Source organism: Granulicatella elegans (assembly GCF_020735385.1).
In the GTDB taxonomy this organism is placed as follows: domain Bacteria; phylum Bacillota; class Bacilli; order Lactobacillales; family Aerococcaceae; genus Granulicatella; species Granulicatella elegans_B.
The window spans coordinates 1,492,517-1,517,048 of the sequence record NZ_CP085953.1 but is presented as its reverse complement, the minus strand read 5'-3'; the positions used below and the strand labels follow the sequence as shown (position 1 = coordinate 1,517,048).

Sequence of the window (24,532 nt, the reverse complement as noted above, 5' to 3'; positions counted from 1 at the left end):
AATAAGATTTTTCTTCTTATCTTTTAACATTAATGGCTTTTTTCTATAAATTAGCTAATTCAGCATTCAATGCTTGGTGAATGTGTTGGTTCTTGATTCGTAGGAAGGTTCCTTTTGTTCCTAAACTTCTACTTTCAAGTATGCCTGCAGATTCTAGTTTACGAATCGCATTCACAATTACCGTACGTGTGATATCAAACTCTTTGGCAATTTTCAATGCAGTGAATCGTAATTCAATTCCTTCAAATAAGGATAAAATAATTTTTATCGCTTCAATTTCACTATAAGAAAGAGATTTTAATGCTAAATGGACATTTTGTTTTTCTCGGTTTTCTTGTTCAATTCGTTTTGTTTGCCAGTGCAATAACTCGGTTCCAATTGCGGTTGCTGCATGCTCTGCTAAAATCAAATCACCCGCTGAAAACGATTCTTTAGCTTTTCCCATCACAACAAATCCTAACCGGTTTCCAGAAGCATATATCGGAATAATCGTTGTTTTTGCTTCAAGATATTCCTGTTTTAGTTCCACAGGAAAAATAGTTAATTCAGCATCTACTGAAATATTTTCTAAATTTGTTTCAATGGAATTCAAAGCATTCACATAAAAATCAGGAAATTGTCTTGTTGAAACATATTCATGTATCCGAGCATTATTTAACTCGAATTGATCATGCACACCTAAAATTCTTCCTTCTGGTGAAGCAATAAATAAATCCACTTTCAATAGAGTCCCTAATACATCACTTAAAGTATTAAATGGTAAATCAGCCTTTTCATCTAATGTCCATAAATTATCATATTGTAAAACCGTATTGATTTTTCTTAAATCCTTTAGTACTTGTTGCAATGTTCTCTCTCCTTCCTATAAAATATAACGGCTTAAATCACGATCTGCTGTGATTGTATTTAATTTTGATTCCACATATTGCTCAGTTATTTGAATACTTCCCATTTGCATCTGAGGAGCTTCAAATAATAATTCTTCTAATAATGTTTCTAGAATAGTATGCAATCTTCGTGCTCCAATATTTTCCATATTACTATTCACTTCAAATGCTGTTCTAGCAAGTGAAGAAACAGCTTCTTTTGTGAAGATAACTTCAACATTTTCAGTAGCCAATAATGCTTTATATTGTTTTAATAAGGCATTCTTCGGTTCTGTTAAAATACGTTCGAAATCTTCTTTTGATAAATCTTGTAATTCCACACGAATTGGGAAACGACCTTGTAATTCAGGCATTAAATCACTTGGTTTAGCAACATGGAAAGCTCCTGAAGCAATGAATAAAATATGATCTGTTTGAATAGCACCATATTTAGTTTGAACTTGGCTTCCTTCTACGATTGGTAAAATATCTCTTTGAACACCTTCTCTAGAAACTTCCCCTCCATGATGTCCTTTAGCAGCAATTTTATCAATTTCATCAATAAAAATAATACCTGATGTCTCTGCTAATTTTAATGCTTCTGCATGGACATCATCTTTATTCACTAATTGATCAGCTTCTTGTTCTGTTAAAATATCTAACGCTTCTTCTACACTAACAGTACGTTTTGAACGTTTTTTAGGGGTCATTTGATCTAACATGGATTGGATTTGCATCATTTGCTCCATTCCATTTGAATTTCCTGTCATACGTAATGGCTTTTCTTCTACTTCAATCGTAACTTCTTGATTTTTTAATAAACCATTTCTCAATTGTTTCTCAATTTCACGTCTTGATGCAGCAATTTCCTCTGTTACTTCTTCTTTTTCCTCTTGTGGTAGATCTGGTTTTGGTAAGCCCATTGATTGGAATAATCCCATTAGAGAATCTTGTTGCGGATTCGCCACTTTTTTCATGATGCCAGGTTTTAAAATTTTTGCTAATTTACGTACAGCCTTATCATAAGCTTGCGGACGTACGTCTTCTTGTTTTTGTTTATGCACGATAGTAATCGCATTTTCTACTAAATCACGAACCATCGATTCAACATCACGACCGACATAACCCACTTCTGTAAATTTAGTCGCTTCAACTTTAACAAATGGTGCATCCACAAGTTTTGCTAAACGTCTCGCTAATTCCGTTTTCCCTACACCTGTTGGTCCAATCATTAATAAGTTTTTAGGAGTCACTTCTTTTTGCATTTCTTCATCTAATAATAAACGACGATAACGATTACGTAGCGCAACTGCTAAAGCTCGTTTAGCACTAGCCTGTCCTACAATAAATTGGTCTAATTCTTGTACGACCTCTCTAGGTGTCTTACTAATTTTTGAATTCATTTTCCCGTCTCCTATACTACTTCTGTAATAATTGCATCATTTGTATACACATCAATTTCTGAAGCAACTTTTAAACTTTCTCTAGCAATATCTTCTGCGCTTAAATTTTCATCCCCAAGTCGTAGTAAAGCTCTAGCAGCTGATAATGCAAAATTTCCACCTGAGCCAATCGTTAAAATCCCATCATCTGGCTCAATCACTTCACCAGTACCAGAAACTAATAATAATTGATCTTTATTCATCACAATTAGCATCGCTTCTAATTTTTGTAAGGTACGATCTGTTCTCCATTGTTTTGCTAATTCAATAGCTGCACGTTGCAAATTCCCTTTAAATTGCTTTAATTGGTCTTCAAACATTTCTTCTAAAGTAATCGCATCTGCAACCCCACCAGCAAAACCAACAACGACTTCTCCACCGAAAATGCGTCTAATTTTTCTAGCGCTACCTTTCATAATAATTCTTTCACCCATGGTAATTTGACCGTCACCTGCAATAGCAGATTGATTTCCTTTTTTAACGGCACATATTGTTGTCATCTTAAAACCTCCTATAGTTTATGGTTAAATTTGGATGCATCAAAAGTATCTTCCTCTTGTTTTGCTCTTGGAAAATATAATTGATAATTTTGTTGCAAAGCATCTTTTGTGACATGTGTATAAATTTGAGTAGAACTTAAACTAACATGTCCTAATAATTCTTGAACAGTTTTCATATCTGCTCCATTATTTAATAAATGAGTCGCAAAAGTATGTCGCAACATATGCGGATGAATTTTTAATTGTAATCCACTTTCTTGTAATAATTGATTTAAAATATAGCGAACACCTGTTGTTGTTAATGGATCCCCTAAATGATTCACGAAGACAGAAGTATGTTCCTTTTTATATTGGCTCATTAAAGAAGTTCGACTTTCATCTAGATAACTCTGTAAAGCTTCTCTAGCAAAATCTCCGATTGGAACATATCGTTCTTTTGAACCTTTCCCAATGACCAAAATAATGCCATTTTTAAAATCTAATTGCTGTAAAGTCAATTCGGTTAATTCACTTACTCGCATCCCTGTAGCATATAATACTTCAATTAACGCACGATTACGTTGGTCTAAAGGCTGATTTCCATCAATGGAAGCAATAAATTTATCCATTTCATCTTCATAAAAAAATTCAGGAAGTCGTTTTTGTCCTTTTTTATAAGTGATACTGGCAAATGGATTTTCCTCAACAATGTCATGTTCTAATAAGTACTGATAAAACGAACGAAGGCTTGATAAAAATCGTGAAATACTGGAACGGTTATATTGTTGTTGATGTAGTTTTCCAAGATAAATTCGTACATCCACTACTGTAACTTCTGATAATTGTGTTAATGGAATTTCTTTTAAAAACATCAAAAATTGTTCAATATCTCGCTGGTACGCTTCGACTGTTTTCATCGAATATCTTCTCTCGACTGTTAAATATTGAATAAATGCATGAAATAGTTCTTCCATTTAACGACATCCTTTCTCCATATAAAACTGTAGCATAGTTTCTGACAACTGACAACTAAATTGTCAAAATTTTTCAAACAATTTTCACAACAAAAGAAATGCTCTAATATTATTTTTCATTTGAAAAAATTCAATTTGTTAGAATCTATATGTAATCCAAGAGATATTTATCTCTTGGATTATTACGAAAAAAGAAGCCGCAAGGCTTCTTTCCATCATTATTTTTGAATTTCTTCTTTATAATCGCATTGGCTACATACAATTTGTTTGCCACTTTTCACTTTTTTCTCTACAAGATAGTGAGAACATTTCGGACATTCTCTTCCTACAGGTTTATCCCATGAGACAAATTCACATTCAGGATAACGATCACAACCATAGAATAAACGATTCTTCTTCGATTTTCTCTCAATCACATGCCCTTGATGACAATGAGGACAAGTTACACCGATTTCTTTTACAATTGCTGCAGTATGACGACAATCAGGGAAATTACTACATGCATAAAATTTTCCAAATCGTCCTAATTTAATGACCATTGGATTCCCACAAACTTCACAATCAAATCCTGCAGGTTCATCTTTAATTTGGACTTTCTCAATTTGAATTTCCGCTTTATCCACTTCAGCCTTAAATGGTTGATAGAATCGATCGATGACTTGAACCCACTCTTGTTTACCTGCTTCAATTTGGTCTAATTCTGATTCCATTTCAGCAGTAAATCTTGTATCCACAATATTCGGGAAATAATTTTGAATCATTTGATGAACAATTTCTCCCAATTCCGTTGGTTCAAAGCGTTTCGTTACCAATTTGACATAATAACGTTTTTGAATCGTTTCAATCGTTGGCGCATAAGTTGAAGGTCGACCGACTCCAATTTCTTCTAATGTTTTAATTAAAGTCGCTTCTGAATATCTAGCAGGTGGTTGAGTAAAGTGTTGTTCTGGATCTAATTTTTGAACAGATACCGTATCTCCCTTCACTAATTCCGGTAGAACATTAGATTTTTTAGAATCCGCATTGTCTTGATAAACTTTTTGATAACCAGCAAATTTAATGGTAGAACCATTTGCTTTGAATACTTGTTGATTTTGCTCTAATTCAACTTGAACCGTATCATAAACAGCCGCAGACATTTGACTTGCGACAAATCTAGACCAAATTAATGTATATAATTTTAATTGATCTTTTGTTAAATAAGAGGCAATAGAATCAGGAGTTCTCATAACAGATGAAGGACGAATCGCTTCATGGGCATCTTGAGCCCCTTCTGAAACTTTTGTCGAACGAGTTGAATTCGAATATTCACTACCAAATTCTGACAAAATATATGATTTTGCTTCATCCTTAGCTGTTTGAGAAATACGAGTTGAATCGGTACGCATATATGTAATTAAACCGACTGATCCTTGTCTTCCTAGCGATACACCTTCATATAATTGTTGAGCGACCATCATTGTTTTACGAGTTCTAAAGTTTAATTTATTCGAAGCATCTTGTTGTAAGCTACTTGTTGTAAATGGTGCAGCAGGATTTCTTCTTCTTTCTTTTTTCGTAACTTTTTGAACAGTAAATGGTGACTTCTCGTCAATTTCTTTCAAGACTTGATTCACTTCATCTTGAGATTTTAATTCAACTTTTTCAGCGGTTGTTCCATAATAACTCGCTGAAAATTTCTTTGTTGACTTTTGGAAAGTCGCATCTAATGTCCAATATTCTTCTGGAACAAAAGATTGAATTTCTCTTTCTCGATCAATAATTAATTTTACAGCAATACTTTGTACACGACCAGCACTTAAGCCTTTTTTCACTTTTTTCCATAAAATTGGAGAAATCGTATACCCTACTAAGCGGTCTAAAATACGACGAGCTTGTTGCGCATCAACTAAATCCATATCTAAATTTCTTGGATTTTTAAAGGCTTCTTTTACAGCATCCTTTGTAATCTCATTAAATTCTACACGAATCGGTTTAGTCGTATCTAATCCTAATAAATGTGCTAAATGCCATGAAATAGCTTCCCCTTCTCTATCCGGGTCACTTGCAAGGTAAACGGCATCGGCTTTACTCGCCTCTTTTTTCAAAGATTTGATTAAATCCCCTTTTCCACGAATAGAAATATAATGAGGCTCATAATTATTCTCAATATCGATTCCCATTTTACTTTTTGGTAAATCACGTAAGTGACCTTTACTTGCCACTACTTTAAAGTTTTTTCCTAAATATCTTTCAATTGTTTTCGCTTTTGTTGGTGATTCGACAATCACCAAGTTTTTCTTAACCATATCGAAACTCCCTTCACAGAAGTATATGCTTGTTTTCAATAATCGTTATTCATCATAGCGAACGAAAGTTTGTTTGTCAAATCAAAAAACTAAATGAGTAAAAATTTTATGGAAAAAAATGAAGAGAATTTAAAATATCATTCGCATTTCTTATCGGAAAGGCCCCAGCTGTAATCAGTTCATTCGTTCCTTTGGAAAATTCACTTGTAATGTTACCAGGTAAGGCAAATACTTGACGATTTTCACTTAAAGCAACATTTGCCGTAATTAAACTTCCACTATGCAGTTTCGCTTCAATCACACATAATCCATGGCTTAATCCTGCAATGATTCGATTTCGATAAGGAAAATGAAATTTTAAAGGTGGACTATCTAATGGATATTCAGACAGTATCAATCCTTTTTTTCCTATCGTATCATATAAACTTTGATTTTCATTAGGGTAGCAAATATTAATCCCATTTCCAACAACCGCAATCGTTTCCCCTTTTAAATCTAATGTAAGTTGGTGAGCTAAACTATCTACTCCTCTTGCTAATCCACTAATAATGGATACTTTTCTTTCAAGTATATCGGGTAGTAAATATTCTAGCGCTTCTTTGCTATAGGGAGTATGGTTTCTTGCACCAACCATTCCGATTGATAATCGATTGAATAACTCCAGTCTTCCCTTATAAAATAACACAACTGGTGGTAAATAAATTTCTTTTAAACGTTTTGGATACAAAGCATCTTCATACATCAAAAAATGAATCCCTTCTTTTCGATACTTTAATTCCAAATTCGCAAAATCTGTATTTCTTAGCCAATCAATCTCTTCTAAACTTAATTCCTGATGAATCGATTCTAATGTAAAACTTCCTTCTGTCCATTCATTTTGACATAATTGTTGATACAACTCCCATCTTTGTTGACTACTTCCCTTATCCCTCATTGCTAGAGCAATCATTAGTGTTCGTCTTGTCCATTCCATAAAAATAACCTTCTTTCTCGAAATAACATTTCTATTTGTTATATACGAAAAAAAAGGCTAAAAATATTTTTTTATTGTAAAAAATCTTTAATTGGAGCAAAAGTTTTTCGATGAATGGGACAAATTCCTTTTGTATGTAATCCTTCCAAATGTTTTGGTGTTCCATAACCGGCATTATTAGAAAAATCATATCCTGGATATAATTCATCAAATTCTTGCATCATTTGATCACGCACTTGTTTTGCCACAATACTTGCTGCTGCAATCGATATACTCTTTGCATCTCCTTTAATGATGCCAATTTGCGGTGTATTCACATCAATTTTCATCGCATCAATTAATAAATAATCCGGTTGAATTTTTAATTCACTTACTGCTTGTTGCATTGCTAAACGACTAGCTTGATAAATATTAACCTGGTCAATAATATCTGCATCCACAATTCCAATTCCAATTGCAATAGCTTTTTCTTGAATGAGTCGATAAATTTCTTCTCGTTTAGATGCTGATAATTTTTTAGAATCATCAAACCCTAAATCTTCAATATTTTTCGGTAAAATGACTGCTGCAGCTACTACAGGACCCGCTAATGGTCCACGTCCTACTTCATCGACTCCTGCAATAAAACTAGCTCCTTCTTGATAAGCTAATTTCTCATAATATTGCATTTCAATAAAATGTTCTGCACGTTTTTGTTCTTTTTCAATTCTTTTTTGACACGATTTGAGAGCTGTTTGCACTCCTTTTCTCATATCTAAACTCAATTGTTGAAAAATGAGATCTTCCATAGAATGAATCGAACTTAGAATTTCTTTAATCTGACTAATGGTATATTTTTCAGTCATCTTAAACACCTTCCAAACTAATTGGTGCAGTATCCAATGTATATCGACCTAATTTACCACCACGAATATCAAAAATAATACGCTCACTCGCGCGTTCATAATCATCTTTGAATCCTAACTTTTTCGTAATGAGCAATAATAAATCTACATCTGATAATTCCAAATCAGCTTCACTCAAACCATAAGGTTTTCTTAAAGCATCTGTATAGTAGGTTCTAAAAATATTAATCGCAAATAACGCAACATCATCCATATGTAATAATGAATCTTTAATAGCTCCTGTTACTGCTAATTTATTTCCAATCTCTTGATTATCAAATTTTGGCCATAAAATACCAGGCGTATCTAATAATTCAAAATCATTGCCGATTTTTAACCAGCGTTGTCCTTTAGTAACCCCGGGACGATTAGCCGTTTCAGCTTGATTTTTTTGAATCATACGATTGATAAATGTTGATTTCCCAACATTAGGTATTCCTAATACCATTAAACGAATTGGACGAGGACGAACCCCTTTTGCTGCTAATTTTTCAAATTCTTCTGTCATTAATGTTTTAATCGCTGCTTTTACTTGATTCAATCCTTTACCCTCTTTAGCTTCAACCGTTAAAACTTCAATACCTTCTTCTTGGTAATATTTCATCCATTTCTTTGTTTGAATCGGATCGGCTAAATCCGTTTTATTTAATAGCATTAATTGTTTCTTTTGTCCTTTAATCTCATTAACGATTGGATTACGACTTGATTCTGGAATGCGCGCATCTACTAATTCAATTACAACATCAACTAATTTTAATTTTTCAATTGCTTCTCTTTTAGCTTTAGCCATATGTCCAGGATACCATTGTATCGTTGCCATCAATTTCACCCTTTCTTACTACTTGTAACTTTATTCTGAACTATTTTAACATACTCCCTTTTTATTTCAAAACTATTGCCCTACTTAAAATTATTTTGGGTAATTTCCATTGTTATTTTTGTCTGATTAGTATTTCTTATTTTTTCTATTTCTTTTATTATGCCATTATTTTATAGATCATTACGAAAGTGTTAGATGTGTTGTTATATTTTACTTGAAGAAAAAGCCTAGAAGTGAGCTATCCTACTCCTTCAAGGCTTCCAAATATAGATTATCTCATAGTTGTTTTAAATTTCACTTTCTTAATTTTAAAATCAATGCCCTTTTCTTCAATTGTCTTTTTTAAATCTTGAACAAAAACACGAGCATCATTATCAATTTGAATATATAACTCATATCCTTCTGGAATTTTCTTCACTTCAACATTGGCAGCTTGATACTGTTTTAAATGACAATGTCGATGAATATCATGAATAACATTCAAATGACTAATCTTTCCAGTAATATTTAATTGATACATTTTTCTATGAACACTGAGTTTACGATGTGTCAATAATTGAACTATTACTACTACAGCGCAACAAACACTGCCAAAGAACCAGAATCCTCCGCCAATAGCCATTCCAATTCCCGAAGTTGCCCATAATCCCGCAGCAGTCGTCACACCATTCACACGCATATCACGCATATAAATTATACCACCACCGATAAAACTAATACCACTAACTACTTGGGCAGCAATACGAGAAGTATCCGCTGCATTTGGAATTTCAGAAAATGCTTCTTTTGAAACAATCATCATTAAAGCAGAAGCTAATGCTACAATGACATGAGTTTTTACTCCCGCTTGTTTATTTCGAGATTTACGTTCATACCCAATCGCCCATCCGCATAAACAAGCAATAATAATGGATAAAAAGTGACGTAATTCTAATAAAGCATCAAATTGATGTGAAAATATTTGATCCATTTAACTTCTCCTTCCCACTCGTTATGATATCGTTCTCATAGAATGCTTATTATCGTATAATTTTTAGAAGAAAAAGTCAAGTTGAATGCTGTGAGTTGATAGCATATTTTATACAATTTAGTTATGAGATTCGCAAAGCGAAGCTGCTGGCGTCCCAAGCAACCTGCAGAAAAGTCATTATAAAAATATACTCATTTTTTGAAGAAATTCCTCATCGTAAACAATGGTTTACTACGTACAATATTTTCTTCTCCAACAAATGTACGCATCTCTTTTAAGCATTTTCCAGCATTTTTTACAACAAAATTAAACGAACCTGCCGATTTCGTATCAATAAAGAAACCACGAATATAACGATCCTTAAAGAACAGTTGCGCACGCACTTTATCAATTTCATTCCAAGGAATTTGAATATAATCCTCCGGATTTTTTTCATTATAAAACTCAAACGCTCTATCTCCCACAAGAATATCTCCATGCTTATTTCCAATCCAACCAACAAATACATTGGCTTTCGTAGTAAAAATAATTTTTGTATTTAAAGACTGTGCCATAACCTTCTCCTTAATTCATAAACTAATAAGTCTATTTTATCATAAAATAAAAAAAGATGAACAGACATTACATCTGTTCATCTCAAAATTGTATCTTAATTACATTATTCCTGTTACACGACCAAGAATACCTAGTGCAAATAATCCAAAGATAATTAAAATTGGACTTACTTTACGTTTTAATAACCACATACATGCGAATGTTAATAGTAAAGCAGCAAAACCTGGAATTAATTGATTTAAGTTATCTTGTAATGTTGTAACTTTTTCAGGAGTTAATGAAGCTCCACCTGCTAATGCAGATAAGATTTTTTGTAATGTAGAACCATCTACAGTTCCTTCAGGGAATTGAATAAATGCTCCTTCAGATAATTTAGCACGAGCAACAACTAATGGGAAGTTAATAGAAGTCCAACGTTGAACTAAAATCCCCATTACGAACATCCCTAAGATTGAAGCACCTTTAGTAATTGTTTGTAAAATACCACCTGATAAGTCGCTAGTAATTTCAGAACCTTTTTGATAACCAAGTTCTTGTGTATACCATAAGAATGCGATACGAACTAAGTTCCAAGTGATAAAGAAGAATAATGGTGCAATTAATGAACCACCAGTTGCCAATGAAGCAGCAATTGCTCCAAGAATTGGACGAACTGTAAACCAGAATACTGGATCACCAATACCTGCTAAAGGTCCCATCATCCCAACTTTAACCCCTTGAATAGCAGCATCTTCAATTTCTGCACCACTTGCTTTTTCTTCTTCAAGAGCTAATGTTACCCCAAGAATTGGAGCAGCAATATATGGGTGAGTGTTAAAGAACTCTAAGTGACGTTTTAAAGCATCACTTGCATCTTGTTTATTAGGATATAATTTTTTAAGTGCTGGGATTAATGAGAATGCCCAACCACCATTTTGCATACGTTCATAGTTCCATGAACCTTGAAGGAACTGAGAACGCAACATAATATTAAAACGATCTTTTTTCGTTAATGTTACTTTTTTATCTGACATGTCTGTTCCTCCATTCTAGTAATCATTTAAAATATCACCAAGTGGGTCTCCTGAACCAGAATTTGATCCTGAACCACCTGAGTTATTTTTTTGTAAGTTTAAGTAAATAAATGCAATTGCTAAACCGATAATACCAGTTGCAATTAATGTTAATTCTTTAATTGGTGCTAAAGCAAACCCTAAGAAGAAGAATGGCCATACTTCTTTAGTTGCCATTAAGTTAATAACCATTGCATAACCTACGGCTACTACCATTCCTCCACCTACTGTCATACCACCAGTAAACCATGCTGGTAATGAACCTAAAGCAGCTTGTACTGCTGAAGAAGGGATGAATAATAAAGCGCCGGCAGGAATCGCAATACGTAAACCTTGTGTAGCTAATGCTACATAGTGCCAAAATTCAACACCACGGAAGTTGCCTTGTTCTGCTGCTCTATCAGCTTGGTGCACAAGTACAACTGACAATGTACGAACAACCATAGTTGTTACTAAACCAACAGTTGCTAAAGTGATAGCAGCTGCAATGGCAACATTACGACCATCTGTAGAGAAGTCACCAGCTTTTACATAAATAATGGCAGATGCTACTGAAGCTAACGCTGCATCGGGAGCAACCGCTGCACCGATATTAGCCCAACCTAGAGCTAATAATTGTAAAGCTCCACCTAAAATAATACATTCAGATAAATGTCCTGTTGCTAATCCAATTAATGAACATGCAATAATTGGTTGATGGAATTGGAATTGGTCTAAAATACTTTCCATACCAGCTAAAAAGGCAACAACTAGGACTGCAATAATTGCTACAATATTAAAATCCATAATGACCTCCTATTAAATGTTTAATCCTTCGCCTGCTTTTGCAGCGATTAATTTGAATAAATCAGAAGGAGAATCTCCTGATACTTTTCTAACATCGAATTTTACGCCTAAATCACGTAATTTCTTATACGTATCAACATCTGCTTGGTCAACAGATAATACATTATTAATTTGAATTTTACCAACTGAATGAGCCATAGAACCAATATTTAATTCTGTAATTTCTACACCTTTTTCAATAACTGCTAAAGCATCCTGTGGATTTTCAAATAATAATAATGCTTTTGTATCTCCAAAACGTGTATCGTTATACACTTGAACTAATTTATCCAATGGGATAACGTGAGCACGTACTCCTGGAGGAGCTGCTTGCTCAATTAATTTTTTACGTAAATCGTCTTTAGATACTGAATCAGAAACAACGATAATACGGTTTGGATTTGTTGCTTTAGTCCAGTTTGTAGCAACTTGTCCGTGAAGTAAACGAGTATCAATACGTGCTAATACAAATTTAATTTTGCCATCACCTAAAACTGTTCCTTCCGGAATAGCTCCTTTAGGTGCAACCGTTTGAGTTTCGGCTACTTCTTCTTTCTTTTGCAATTCTTCAGGGCGAACTTTTACCCCATCAATTGCAGTTGGAGCAATCGCTTGCGCAATTTCGTGAGCTGTGTTCATTGAGAAACGACTCGCATACGCTTCGATTAACATTGGTAAGTTTAATCCAGCAACAATCGCACGATGTTCTGGAGCTTCTTCAAACAATTTATTTGCTTGATTGAATGGACTACCGCCCCATAAATCGACTAAGAATAAGATTTCTTCTGAATCAACTTTTTCAATGGCTTCTTGCAATTTTCTTTGCAAATCATCTGGCCCTTCACTTGGCATAAAAACAACAGATTCGACTTTTTCTTGTTCTCCAAAAATCATTGAACCAGATTGCTTGATACCAGCAGCGAATTCACCATGGCTTGCAATAATAATTCCAACCATATGATTTCCTCCTATAAATCTATATTAATGCATCATTTTATGCACCATTTGAATTTTAACATTATTTTTAAATTTTGTAAAAAAAACGTTTAATAAATAAATTGGAATTTTATCGTAAAAAAAGAAAACTGGACATTAAAATCCCAGCTTTCCTTTGCATAAACATGACTATTTAAGACAGAGAAAGAAAAGTCTTTTCTAAGTAGCTTTAGCCATGAGACCGAAGATCTACTGGCGGACTAATACTACATTAAGAAAAGTCAATTTCTGTACTCTATTCCGAAAATAAATAACCGTAATCTTTTTGTCCTCCAATTCGACCAAATGGCCAAATTGTAAAGACTGCTTTTCCTTCAATAGCTGAACGATCAATAAAACCAATCATTCGACTATCTTTAGAAACTCCACGATTATCCCCTAAAACAAAATACTTCCCTGCAGGAACTTTCGATTCACCTGTTAGACTTTCTAAAGTAAAATCATCATTAAAAAACGTTTGTTTTGCCAACGCTTCAGTATTGATAAAAGGTTGATCTACTTTTTTACCATTAATATAAAGTACCCCACTCTTCATCTCCACTGTATCCCCTGGCATCCCAATAACACGTTTAATATATTCAACATTTTCATCTGGAGCCTTTAGGATAACAACATCAAATCGATGAATATCTCCAACTTTAGATAAGACCATACGATCACCATTATGCAATGTTGGATACATTGAAGTACCAATCACTGTAAAAGGTCTTCCAAGGAAGAAATACACTCCCCCTACAATGATAAAGGCTACTATAAACGACCAAATCCAAGACCATATAATAGACAATATCGAAGGTTTATCTTCATACTCATCTTCATGACTCATTTAAAATCTCTCCTTATCATTCAGAATATAAATAAGAGTAATTTTTTTGACCACCAATTCGATTCAACGGCCAAATTGTAAAGACTGCTTTCCCTTCAATTGCAGAGCGATCAATAAAACCAATCATTCGACTGTCTCTTGACACTCCACGATTATCCCCCATTACAAAATATTTTCCTTCAGGTACTTTTAATTCTCCGGTTAATTCTTGCAATGTAAAATCATCAATATAGACCGTTTTATTTACAAGTATCTCTGTGTTAATAAATGGTTGATTTACTACTTGACCATTAATATATAATTTACCTTCTTTAACTTCAATTGTATCCCCAGGCATACCAATCACTCGTTTAATATACTCTTTATCTTGGTCAGGAGCTTGTAATACAACCACATCAAAACGATTGATATCCCCTAATTTTGACATAAACATACGATCATTATTATGTAATGTCGGATACATTGATTGACCACTTACCGTAAAAGGTTTCCCTACAAAGATAAATAATAAGGCTAGAATTGCAAATGATACGGCAAAAGAGCCTAACCAACTGAATAATTCTTCCCATATAGTAGGTTTAGGAAGTTTTCTTTTACGCATATTACGAGGAATAAATGAACTAACTTCTTCCATGGAAAAACCTCCATTCTATTTTAGTAATTCTTTTGCTACTTGATACTGTGTATCGTTTTCTTGGATTAAAACTCTAACACTATTCATTAATTTTTGAGCTGTTTCTTCATCTACTTCTCCTGTTGCAGTTAATCCCTCTTTTTGTTGATAAACTTTTACTGCATTTTGAGTAGCTTCATCAAAATAACCATCTGCTGTAACTGAATAGCCTAATCCTTTTAGAATTGTTTCAACTGATAAGACATTTTGTGAAACAGTCCCTAGTTTTAATGTTTCTCTTGCATCAATAATTTTTAAAAATGCATAATCCGGTAAATTCACTTCTTTTGTTGGGGTAACTCCCTCTTTATGAATCCAATTTCCCTTTGGTGTTAACCATTTTGCGTTTGTATATTTCAATTCACTATTATCAGAAATATCAATCACACTTTGAACGGTTCCTTTACCATAAGTTTTAGTTCCCACAATTTGTGCTCCTGCTCCTTCTTTTAATGCAGCAGCTAAAATTTCAGAAGCACTTGCACTTCCTTCATTCACTAAAAGAACATAGGGTTGAGTAATTTTGAAGGTTCCAATATCTGAAGAAGCTTTATAAATTTTTTTCTTTCCAAATCTATCTTCCACTTGAACAATTGGTTCACCATCTTTTAGAAACATATTGGCAACTTTATATGCTTGATCTAACAATCCACCAGGATTGTATCGTACATCGAATACAAAAGATTGCGCACCTTTATCGGTTAAATCTTTCACCGATTTTTCCAATTCTTGAGCAGTATTTTTAGCAAAACTTGTAATACGAATATGTCCAATTGTTGCATCCTCTTTATCTAATTCAGCTTTTACAGTATTAATGGCGATGCTAGCTCTCGTTAATTTGACTTCTAAAGAAGTTCCAGCACGTTCAATCGTTAACACAACATCTGTTCCAACTTCACCACGTACTTTTTTTACAACTTCAGAAATGGTCTTTCCTGTCATATCTTCGCCATCAACTTTGGTAATGACATCATCTGCTTGAAGCCCTACTTGTTGAGATGGACTTCCTTCCATTGTAGTACTAATGACAACACGGCTTTGATCTGATTTTAATTCGGCACCAATTCCACCAAATGCTCCATTGACCGTTTCATCTAATTGAGCTGTTTCATCATTTACTAAATAAGTAGTATAAGGATCTCCAACTGATTCAGCCATCCCTTTTAAGGCACCTTGAATTAATTGTTCATTGGTAATATTTTTATCTAAATAATTTTGTTTTAAATAATAAAATACTTTCTCAATTTGAAACATTTCATTCTTTTTTAATACACCAAATGCTAATTTATTATCTGCTTTTGGCAATTGTGTAATCACTAATGCAACTGTTAAAAAAACTGAAATGAGCATTGTAGCAATTAATGAAACAATAAAAACCCATAGTCGAATTACTTTTTTAGGTTTATTAACAACTTTTTCTTGATTTTCTTCCATATTTTTTACCTACACATTACCCATTGTGAACAGTTTCTAAAGCAATTTCCATCATTTCATTAAATGTTTTTTCACGTTCTTCAGCAGTTGTTTCTTCACCAGTTAAAATATGGTCACTAATCGTTACAATTGCTAAAGCTTGTTTCTTATGTTGTGCTGCTAATGCATATAAACCAGCAGCTTCCATTTCAATCGCTAGTACGCCATATTCTTGTAATTTTTGTTTGTTTAATTCAGCATTATAGAAACGATCTGAAGATAAAATATTTCCAACGTGAACAGTTGCACCACGTTCTTTTGCTAAATGATACGCTTTATCTAATAATTCAAATGAAGCTAAAGGTGCGAAGTTTACTTGTCCTTGGAAAATATTTGTAATAATTGATGAATCCGTTGTAGCACCTTGAGCTAATACGATATCACGAACATTTACATCAGTTTGAATAGAACCTGCTGAACCAATACGAATAATTTTTTCCACACCAAATTCAGTATATAATTCATTGGCATAAATCATCATTGAAGGAATACCCATTCCACTACCTTGAACAGAAACTCGTTGCCCTTTGTATAAACCTGTATATCCAAACATATTTCTTACACTGTTATATTGTTCTACATCTGTTAAATAATGTTCCGCAATATATTTAGCACGAAGTGGGTCTCCTGGCATTAAAACTACCTCTGCGATTTGTCCTTTTGTTGCATTAATATGTACACTCATGTGTGATCTCCTAACTGTCTTATAGACTTTAAAATTTTACTTACTGTAGATATTCTACTATATTGTCATTAGAAATTGAAATAGAAAAAATAAATTCATTCGATTTTAAATTAATTTTTTTTGCTTTAATCGTACTTCCTTCATGAATTCCTGATAAATTTAATAAAAAATACTGGTTCTCAGTATTTAATTGGAACCATTCTGGAAATTCCGTTTGTTTTAATCTTCCTAAAGCTAAAAATACTGGTAGTGAGAAACCTCCTAATTGAATAGACTGTATTTTTAATTGAACAGTTCCTTCTTCCGTTACATAAGGAACTGTCGTCATTTTGTAAGGTACAGTTACTCCTAATGCATTAGCATCTCCAGTAATTTGAATAACGGAATCATTCATAACAAAGTTTGGAAAATTTGGATTTTCTGCTTGATTTTTTTTGGAAACAATATCTAAAATATTTTGAATTTCATTTTTACTTAATGTGACTTCCATCCAATTCTCTCCTTGCTCCACAATTGGCGTTGTTAAAACTTGTTGTTTAGATTGTCTCGGAATGAATGTAGAAACAATTACAAATAGATTGATTGAAATTAGAACAATAAAAGCGACCTTCCAATCATTTCTCTTCTTTTTAGTTCTTCTTAATGGTGTCATTCTATCACCTCTTTCATCTCATTACAGCAATTGATACAAAATCTTAACCTAATCTTCTAAAAGGAAAGCCTGGAATACATTATTTCCTAAAAACTTCCCTTTATGAGTTAACGCAATTCCTTCTGTTGTTAATTGGATTAATTCTTGTTCTATCAGTTCCTCAATAATTTCTTGATAAATATCATTCATATTTCTTCCAAATCGTTTTTTAAATTCAAGATTAGAAATCCCTGACATTTTTCTTAACCCTAGAAACATAAATTCTTCCATTTGAGATTTTTTACTTAATACATCTTTTTGTAAAATTGGAAGTTCAAAATTCCGTAATGGTTCTAAATAATGTTGGATAGGACCACAATTTTGATAGCGTTCTTGATTTAAATAACCATGTGCTCCCGCACCAAAACCTAAATACTCATCTGCTTTCCAATAATGTAAATTATGCCTTGATTCAAAACCTGGAAGAGCATAATTACTAATTTCATAATGATGTCGACCAAAACTTTCCATCGAATCCATGGCTAATTGAAACATATCTGCTTCTTCATCTTGAGTCGGCAAAGGAAGCTTCCCCTGTCTCATTAAATTATAAAAAACAGTCTTTTGTTCTAAAATTAAGGAATAAATCGAATAATGTGGCAAGTCCAATTCCATGGCAATTTTTAAACTATCTTCAAAATCTTGAATCGTTTGTTGAGGAAGTCTAAAAATTAAATCAATACTAATATTATCAAATCCAATTTTTCGAGCATTTCCTATAGTTTGTAAAACGGTCTTTTTACTATGTTTTCGTCCAATTCTTTTTAATAACTCATCATTAAAGGATTGAACTCCCATACTAATACGGTTTACCCCATATTCTTTCATCACTTCTAAACGTTCCATTTGACCATCATCTGGATTTAATTCCATTGAAAATTCGCAATTTTTCTCTAGTGGTAAATAACGATGAATCCCTTCAAATAACGTTGCTAATTGCTTTGGCATTAAAGTTGAAGGAGTTCCTCCCCCGATATATAACGTCTCTAAAGGTGATATGGGGTGAGAGTCTGCTCGTAATTGCATTTCTCTTACTAATAAATCAACATATTCATCAACCGGTTGCCCCTCAATAAATACCTTATTAAAATCGCAATAATAGCAAATATGAGAACAAAATGGAATATGAATATATGCTGCTCTTACCGCGTTCATTTGTTTCTCCTATTCTTTTGGTTTATTTTCTCGAATTTGTTGAATCACTGCTTCATCAGGAGTGATATACGTATTTTGTTGACCTTCATACACTACAAATCCTGGCTTAGATCCATTTGGCTTTCTAATTTTTGAAACAGAAACATAGTCCACAGGAACGGTTGCTGAATGACGGTATTTAGAATAGTATGCTGCTAACATGGCTGCTTGCCCAATCGTTTCATCGGTTGGATTGGCTGATTCTACAATGACGTGTGACCCCGGAATATTTTGCGCATGTAACCATAAATATTCTTTTTTTGCTTGTTTTAAGGTTAAAGTATCATTTTGTAAGTTATTTCTACCCACTAAAATTCTAGTACCATCATTTGAATAGAAAACATATGGTTTTGAAGGTTTTGTTTTTTGTTTTCCTTTTTTCACCGCAGATCGTTTTAAATACCCACTCGCTACTAATTCTTCTCGAATCATTTCTAAGTTTTGTACATCTGCTTCTTCAATTTGATATAAAACTTGTTCTAAATACTGAATTTCTTGATGGGTAAATTCCTGTTGTTTTTCAATATGTTCAATTGAATTTCTTAATTTTTGATATTTTTTAAAATAAGCTTGTGCATTTTGAGAAGGTGTTAACCATGTAGACAATTGAATCGTCAGTAATTCATTATTATCGTAATAATTCTCCACCTGAATTTCAGTTTGACCTTTTTCTATTTTGTAGAGGCAAGTATTTAATAACTCTCCTTTAATACGGTATTGTTCTGCCTTCTCACTCTTTTGTAAATCTTCTTCAAATTTAATGAGTTTTTCTCGATTTTTTTTCAATTCTGATTTCAACATTTGAAGTAAATTACCTGCCAGCTGTTGAATTTTTTCTTCCTGAACTTTATGAACATAATAAGCTGTTAATAATTCAGACAATGTTTCAAATGATTGATTTTCAGCATTTTGGAATGAGTAATATGGACATACTGTGAAGTAGCTTTTTCCATTAGATAATTTTGCCAAAGTTGGTGTTGGTTTCTCATTATTTTGTTCTAAAAACTTCCATAAACTTTCAGCAATTGTTTCATCAAACATCATAGAACGTTCAACAATTTCATTAGCAGTTAGCGTACTTATCCCTTGTACAATACTCATTAATGATTTGGTTAATGAATCTTCAGAAATTTCTCTATTCAATCTGGCATCTAATTCAAAAAGAGTCATTTCAAATGGATTCAATTTTGTTTGATGTGGAGGTAATTGATAAGTAGCCCCTGGTTGTAAGGTACGATACGTATTTTGACTTAATGGAATTCGTTTTAAACAATCGATAATTTGCTGACTTCTTCGATCCACTAAGAAAACATTACTATGTTTTCCCATCATTTCAAGTGTCAAACGCCATTTTGCTTCGTCCCCAAGTTCATCCCTTGTATCCACATCTAAATGAATGATTCGGTCAGCTCCAACTTGGGTAAAATCTTGAATAATGGCTCCTTCAAGATATTTTCTTAAAATCATACAAAAATTAGGAGCGATTTCAGGATTATCCCCTTTTTCAGCGATAAACTGAAAACGTGCCATCATTGGATGAGCACATAATAATAATAAATAATTTTTTCGATTGGAACGAATCGTTAATTGAATTTCATAAGGAAGGGGTTGATGAATTTTACTAATTCTTCCTCCAATAATTTCTTTAGAAACTTCATCCGTCATCCATTTTGTAAACAAACCATCAAATGTCATAACTTCCTCCATATAGATAAAAAAATAGATTTGAATTTATCTAATTATAAATCCAAATCTATTATATTTTGTATTGTTATTAGATTAGATTTTACTGTTAAACTCTACTCTATTGTAACGATTTTTAACAAATTTATCTACTGATATGATAAAAAGCCATCATAAATGACAAATACAATTAGCTTTTCTATAGTAGCTACGGCGCAATGAGATTCGCTTTGCGAAGCTGCTGCCGTCCTTAGCTACTAAAAGCCATATTTTATCTTTCTATTTGGCTAGTAATTGTGCAATTTCAATAATGACATCTCGTGCTTTTTCCATTGATTCTACAGCGACGAATTCGTAACGTCCGTGGAAGTTTTCTCCACCTGCAAAAATGTTTGGAGTTGGTAAGCCCATAAATGAAATTTTAGAACCATCTGTACCACCACGAATTGGTTCAATAATTGGCGTAATCGATAAGTTTTCCATTGCTTTTTGAGCCACTTCAACAGCTCTAAAGTCTTTTTCAATGATTTCAGCCATATTGTAATATTGATCTTTCATATCAATTGAAATACGATTGCTATCTAACGATGCGTTTAGTCGATCTGCAACTAATTGTAAATAAGCTTTTTTCGCTTCAAATAAGTTACGATCATGGTCACGAATAATATAGACTAATTTTGCTTCTTCTACGACGCCATTGGCATACATTAAGTGATAGAATCCTTCACGTCCAGTAGTATGTTCTGGTACTTCAAATTCAGGTAAAGCATTTTGGAATTGACGAGCAATTTCTAAGGCGTTCACCATTGTGTCTTTTGCAGTTCCTGGGTGAACATTTTTCCCTTGGATTGTAATTTCAGCTTGAGCAGCATTAAAACTTTCATATTCTAATTCTCCAACTGGACCTCCATCCATTGTATAGGCAAAGTCACAGCCAAATTCTTCCACATCAAATAAATCAGCACCACGTCCAATTTCTTCATCTGGGCCAAATGCTACACGAATTTTTCCGTGTTCGATTTCAGGATGAGCTAATAGGTAAGCACCTGCTGTTACAATTTCACTCACCCCTGCTTTATCGTCAGCTCCTAATAGAGTTGTACCATCTGTTGTAATTAATGTTTTCCCAACATATTTTTTTAAATTAGGAAAATCTTTTGGAGATAAAACAAATTTACCTTCTTTATCTAATACAATCGCTTCTCCATCATAGTTTTCATGGAATTGTGGTTGTACATTACGAGCTTCAAAATCAGCTGTATCTACGTGAGCAATAAATCCAACAACTGGTACTTCTTTTGTAGTGGTAGCTGGAATTGTTGCCGTTACGAAGCTATTTTTAGGATTTAATCTTACATCTTGATATCCTAATGCTACTAATTCTTCTACTAAATCTTTTAAAAACTCTGTTTGACTTGGTGTTGACGGAACAGTTGTACTTGTTTCATCTGAACGAGTTTCTTTTTTTACATAACGAATAAAACGATCAACTAATTGATTTGGCATGTTTAATTCCTTCTTTCTTCTTATAAAAATTCAAATGGATCCGTAAAAGTCGTACTCTTAATCACTTTTACATTCCAATTTTCTTCTTGATTCCATTGTACAAGCCAGTTCGCTAATTTTTCAATACAAACGACTTCAATATGATGCCCTGCATCCACTAATAACATTGGTGACTCTTGAATATCATGAGCGACATGATACGTAATATCGCCTGTTACAAAAGCATCTGCTCCCTTACTTACAGCAGCTTGGTAAAAGCTTCCACCAGAACCGCCTAAAACGGCAACTTTACGAATTTTGTCTAACGAACGATTTCTTGGAGTAACAAAACGTAATCCTTTTAATTGGAATTGATTTTTCACATAAGTGACAAATTCTTCAACAGATAATGCTTTAGGTAATTGTCCAATACGTCCAATCCCTAGTGTTTTTGCATCATTTTCTAATGCCCAAACTTCATAAGCTGGAACTTCATAAGGATGGCTAGCTTTCATAGCAATAATAATAGCGTCTACTTGGTTTTCATAACAAATGACTTCTACTTTTTCCTCTGCTACTTGTTCTGGTTGATTCACTTGTCCAATAGCAGGATTTGCTCCTTCTGTTGCTGTGAAGCGACCTACTCCACTAGTTGTAAAACTACAATCCTTATAACAATCACCAATTTGTCCTGCTCCTGCTTCATGCATTGCTTGTCGAACTGTGCTTGCTTGTTCTTTCGGTACGAACACAGAAATTTTCATTTGACGAAGTTTTCCTGTTGGAGATAGTACTTCTACTTCTTCTAATTGCAGCACTTCACTTAACCAATCATTGACACCCCCTGATACAACATCCAAGTTTGTATGAGCCGCATAAATCGCAATATCATGTTTTAAAATTTCTTGATACATTTTATGTTGCGGATTTGTTAAATCAAATTGTTGTACGGGTCTAAAAATTGGTGGATGATGTGCAATAATTAAATCAACATTTTTTTCAATCGCTTCTTGAATAATTGAAGGACGAATATCTAACGTCGTCATCACTACTTGAACCTCTTGATTCCAATCCCCAAAATGTAACCCAATGGGATCTTTTCCCATTGCTAAAGACTTCGGAACTCTTTGTTCAAATTTACGAATAATCTCTCTAACGGTTGACATCTTCAATCAGTCCTTTCAATTCAAGATATTGATGGTTAAATTTTTCTACTTTATCAGTTGGAAGTTCTTTGCTCTCTTTCAATTGCGCTAAAATTTCTTCAATTTTGCGTAACTGACGTTCCCATTTACGAACCACTAACTCCGTTGGGTTCTCTATTAATTTTGGACCAAATTTAATTTGTGTTGCTGTTAAGGAGATACTCTGTTCTCTTTTTGCAGCTACAATAATTTCATATAAACGATGATGATCTTCCACTACAACTTCTTCTAAAATTTCATAGTGATGGTCTACCAACCACTGTCTTAATAAATGTTCTGCAACATTTGGCTGCAACACTAATTTTTCTTTCCCTGTTAAAGTTCCATTTACTCGACCTTGTTCTAAAATACGAGCAATCAATTCTCCGCCCATTCCACAAATAGAAATGGCTGAAACTTTATCATTAGAAGTGACAACATCTAATCCATCCCCTAAACGAACAGAAATTTTATCATTTAGAACATAATCTTGAACCGTTTGTTGGGCAGACTCGAAAGGACCTTTTACAACTTCTCCAGCAATAGCGCTAGTAATTAATCCTTGCTGAATCGCATAAACCGGTAAATAAGCATGGTCAGAACCAACATCACATAATAATGTCACTCCTTCTAAAAAAGAAGCAACTGTTTTTAGTCTTGGGCTTAATTCTACTGACATCTCTTACTCCTTTCTCACATTAAGAAATAAATAAAACTTTTACACCAATACTCTTTAAATAGGCTACTGTTTCAGCATCTGCCGAATAATCTGTAATTAAATGCGTAATCATGGAACAATCTGCCGTATGGAAATTGGATTCTCTTCCAACTTTCGCTCCTTCTGCAACAACAATTTTAGGACCATTCGTTCGTTCTAAAATCACACGATTAACAGCTGTTTCAGGTAAGGCAACAGTCGTAATTCCATTTTTATTAATGCCACCGACACCTAAAAAACAAATATTGGCACGAGCCTTTGAAAAAGAGTTAATGGCAAAATCTCCGACTAAAGATTTCTTTTGCTCAAAAATTTCTCCTCCACTTAACACAATCGAAGCTTTTGAAGAGGCTTTTTTAAAAATAGAACGTCCATTATTCGTTAAAATTGTAACATTTTCATCTGCTAAATAATTCAATAATAAAAAGGCAGTAGAACCTGAATTAATAAAGACCATATCATGTTCACGGACTAAACCAGAAGCTCGACGTGCAATATTTTTCTTAGTGGAATTATATTGTTTTTGATCAATATTTTCTTTTTCAATCTTACCTGAAATATATTTTGCTCCACCATAAAAACGTTCAATCAATCCTTGATCTTCAAAACGTTGTAAATCTCTACGGATTGTAATTTCAGAAACTTCTAATCTGGAAGATAATTCTTCCACAGATAATTGCCTATGTTCCTGTAATAATTTCAAAATTTCTTGTTGTCTCTTAAACACAACACCTTTGCTATTTTTCATTAGTATTCGTTCCTTTATTCTCTATGAAGAACAGAGGAGAAGCCTTCA

The 24,532-nt window shown here is 33.4% G+C and carries 24 protein-coding genes; all 24 read right to left on the bottom strand.

What is annotated here, in order from left to right; all coding sequences use genetic code 11:
* Window positions 1–43 precede the first annotated feature (43 nt).
* The 24 genes from codY to LK443_RS07410 all read right to left on the bottom strand — a co-directional run bounded on the left by codY (window position 44) and on the right by LK443_RS07410 (window position 24,484).
* On the bottom strand, window positions 44–847 hold the full coding sequence (gene codY / locus LK443_RS07525; protein WP_227931316.1) for a GTP-sensing pleiotropic transcriptional regulator CodY: 804 nt from the start codon (window positions 845–847) through the stop codon (window positions 44–46).
* Between the two features lie 15 nt (window positions 848–862).
* Window positions 863–2,269, bottom strand: coding sequence for an ATP-dependent protease ATPase subunit HslU (gene hslU / locus LK443_RS07520; RefSeq protein ID WP_227931315.1), 1,407 nt, complete (start codon window positions 2,267–2,269; stop codon window positions 863–865).
* Between the two features lie 11 nt (window positions 2,270–2,280).
* Window positions 2,281–2,808 carry an HslVU peptidase proteolytic subunit gene (gene hslV, locus LK443_RS07515; protein WP_227931314.1) on the bottom strand — a complete coding sequence of 176 codons (528 nt, stop codon included), beginning with the start codon at window positions 2,806–2,808 and terminating at the stop codon, window positions 2,281–2,283.
* Window positions 2,809–2,819: 11 nt separating this feature from the next.
* A complete protein-coding gene (gene xerC, locus LK443_RS07510) occupies window positions 2,820–3,761 on the bottom strand; it encodes a tyrosine recombinase XerC (protein ID WP_227931313.1) in 942 nt (313 codons plus the stop codon).
* 218 nt (window positions 3,762–3,979) lie between these two features.
* Window positions 3,980–6,049 carry a type I DNA topoisomerase gene (gene topA / locus LK443_RS07505; RefSeq protein ID WP_227931312.1) on the bottom strand — a complete coding sequence of 690 codons (2,070 nt, stop codon included), beginning with the start codon at window positions 6,047–6,049 and terminating at the stop codon, window positions 3,980–3,982.
* A gap of 106 nt (window positions 6,050–6,155) precedes the next feature.
* Entirely contained in the window at window positions 6,156–7,022 is an 867-nt protein-coding gene (gene dprA / locus LK443_RS07500; RefSeq protein ID WP_227931311.1) for a DNA-processing protein DprA, read from the bottom strand.
* Window positions 7,023–7,093: 71 nt separating this feature from the next.
* On the bottom strand, window positions 7,094–7,867 hold the full coding sequence (locus tag LK443_RS07495; RefSeq protein WP_227931310.1) for a ribonuclease HII: 774 nt from the start codon (window positions 7,865–7,867) through the stop codon (window positions 7,094–7,096).
* A gap of 1 nt (window position 7,868) precedes the next feature.
* Window positions 7,869–8,726, bottom strand: a complete 858-nt coding sequence (gene ylqF / locus LK443_RS07490; RefSeq protein WP_227931309.1) for a ribosome biogenesis GTPase YlqF — start codon at window positions 8,724–8,726, stop codon at window positions 7,869–7,871.
* Between the two features lie 271 nt (window positions 8,727–8,997).
* Window positions 8,998–9,696 carry an MgtC/SapB family protein gene (locus tag LK443_RS07485; RefSeq protein ID WP_227931308.1) on the bottom strand — a complete coding sequence of 233 codons (699 nt, stop codon included), beginning with the start codon at window positions 9,694–9,696 and terminating at the stop codon, window positions 8,998–9,000.
* 191 nt (window positions 9,697–9,887) lie between these two features.
* Window positions 9,888–10,250, bottom strand: a complete 363-nt coding sequence (locus LK443_RS07480) for a DUF956 family protein (protein ID WP_227931307.1) — start codon at window positions 10,248–10,250, stop codon at window positions 9,888–9,890.
* 99 nt (window positions 10,251–10,349) lie between these two features.
* On the bottom strand, window positions 10,350–11,264 hold the full coding sequence (locus LK443_RS07475) for a PTS system mannose/fructose/sorbose family transporter subunit IID (RefSeq protein ID WP_227931306.1): 915 nt from the start codon (window positions 11,262–11,264) through the stop codon (window positions 10,350–10,352).
* Window positions 11,265–11,279: 15 nt separating this feature from the next.
* Complete coding sequence (locus LK443_RS07470; protein WP_227932473.1) at window positions 11,280–12,092, bottom strand: mannose/fructose/sorbose family PTS transporter subunit IIC; 813 nt, start codon at window positions 12,090–12,092, stop codon at window positions 11,280–11,282.
* Window positions 12,093–12,101: 9 nt separating this feature from the next.
* Complete coding sequence (locus LK443_RS07465) at window positions 12,102–13,085, bottom strand: mannose/fructose/sorbose PTS transporter subunit IIA (RefSeq protein WP_227931305.1); 984 nt, start codon at window positions 13,083–13,085, stop codon at window positions 12,102–12,104.
* A 274-nt stretch (window positions 13,086–13,359) separates the two neighbouring features.
* The gene (gene lepB, locus LK443_RS07460) at window positions 13,360–13,950 is read right to left on the bottom strand and encodes a signal peptidase I (protein ID WP_227931304.1); all 591 of its coding nucleotides are present in this window, start codon (window positions 13,948–13,950) and stop codon (window positions 13,360–13,362) included.
* A gap of 16 nt (window positions 13,951–13,966) precedes the next feature.
* Complete coding sequence (gene lepB / locus LK443_RS07455) at window positions 13,967–14,584, bottom strand: signal peptidase I (protein WP_227931303.1); 618 nt, start codon at window positions 14,582–14,584, stop codon at window positions 13,967–13,969.
* A 15-nt stretch (window positions 14,585–14,599) separates the two neighbouring features.
* A complete protein-coding gene (locus tag LK443_RS07450; RefSeq protein WP_227931302.1) occupies window positions 14,600–16,057 on the bottom strand; it encodes a S41 family peptidase in 1,458 nt (485 codons plus the stop codon).
* Window positions 16,058–16,073: 16 nt separating this feature from the next.
* Window positions 16,074–16,781 carry a purine-nucleoside phosphorylase gene (deoD, locus tag LK443_RS07445; protein WP_227931301.1) on the bottom strand — a complete coding sequence of 236 codons (708 nt, stop codon included), beginning with the start codon at window positions 16,779–16,781 and terminating at the stop codon, window positions 16,074–16,076.
* A gap of 40 nt (window positions 16,782–16,821) precedes the next feature.
* On the bottom strand, window positions 16,822–17,433 hold the full coding sequence (locus LK443_RS07440) for a YpmS family protein (protein ID WP_227931300.1): 612 nt from the start codon (window positions 17,431–17,433) through the stop codon (window positions 16,822–16,824).
* Window positions 17,434–17,481: 48 nt separating this feature from the next.
* Window positions 17,482–18,627, bottom strand: a complete 1,146-nt coding sequence (gene hemW / locus LK443_RS07435; RefSeq protein ID WP_227931299.1) for a radical SAM family heme chaperone HemW — start codon at window positions 18,625–18,627, stop codon at window positions 17,482–17,484.
* Between the two features lie 9 nt (window positions 18,628–18,636).
* The gene (locus LK443_RS07430; RefSeq protein ID WP_227931298.1) at window positions 18,637–20,361 is read right to left on the bottom strand and encodes an Rqc2 family fibronectin-binding protein; all 1,725 of its coding nucleotides are present in this window, start codon (window positions 20,359–20,361) and stop codon (window positions 18,637–18,639) included.
* A gap of 267 nt (window positions 20,362–20,628) precedes the next feature.
* Complete coding sequence (pepT, locus tag LK443_RS07425; protein WP_227931297.1) at window positions 20,629–21,855, bottom strand: peptidase T; 1,227 nt, start codon at window positions 21,853–21,855, stop codon at window positions 20,629–20,631.
* A 20-nt stretch (window positions 21,856–21,875) separates the two neighbouring features.
* On the bottom strand, window positions 21,876–23,000 hold the full coding sequence (locus tag LK443_RS07420; protein ID WP_227931296.1) for a Nif3-like dinuclear metal center hexameric protein: 1,125 nt from the start codon (window positions 22,998–23,000) through the stop codon (window positions 21,876–21,878).
* A complete protein-coding gene (locus LK443_RS07415) occupies window positions 22,987–23,697 on the bottom strand; it encodes a tRNA (adenine(22)-N(1))-methyltransferase (protein WP_227931295.1) in 711 nt (236 codons plus the stop codon). Before LK443_RS07415 ends, LK443_RS07420 begins: the two co-directional genes overlap by 14 nt.
* A 19-nt stretch (window positions 23,698–23,716) precedes the next feature.
* Window positions 23,717–24,484 carry a DeoR/GlpR family DNA-binding transcription regulator gene (locus tag LK443_RS07410; RefSeq protein ID WP_227931294.1) on the bottom strand — a complete coding sequence of 256 codons (768 nt, stop codon included), beginning with the start codon at window positions 24,482–24,484 and terminating at the stop codon, window positions 23,717–23,719.
* Window positions 24,485–24,532: the final 48 nt, after the last annotated feature.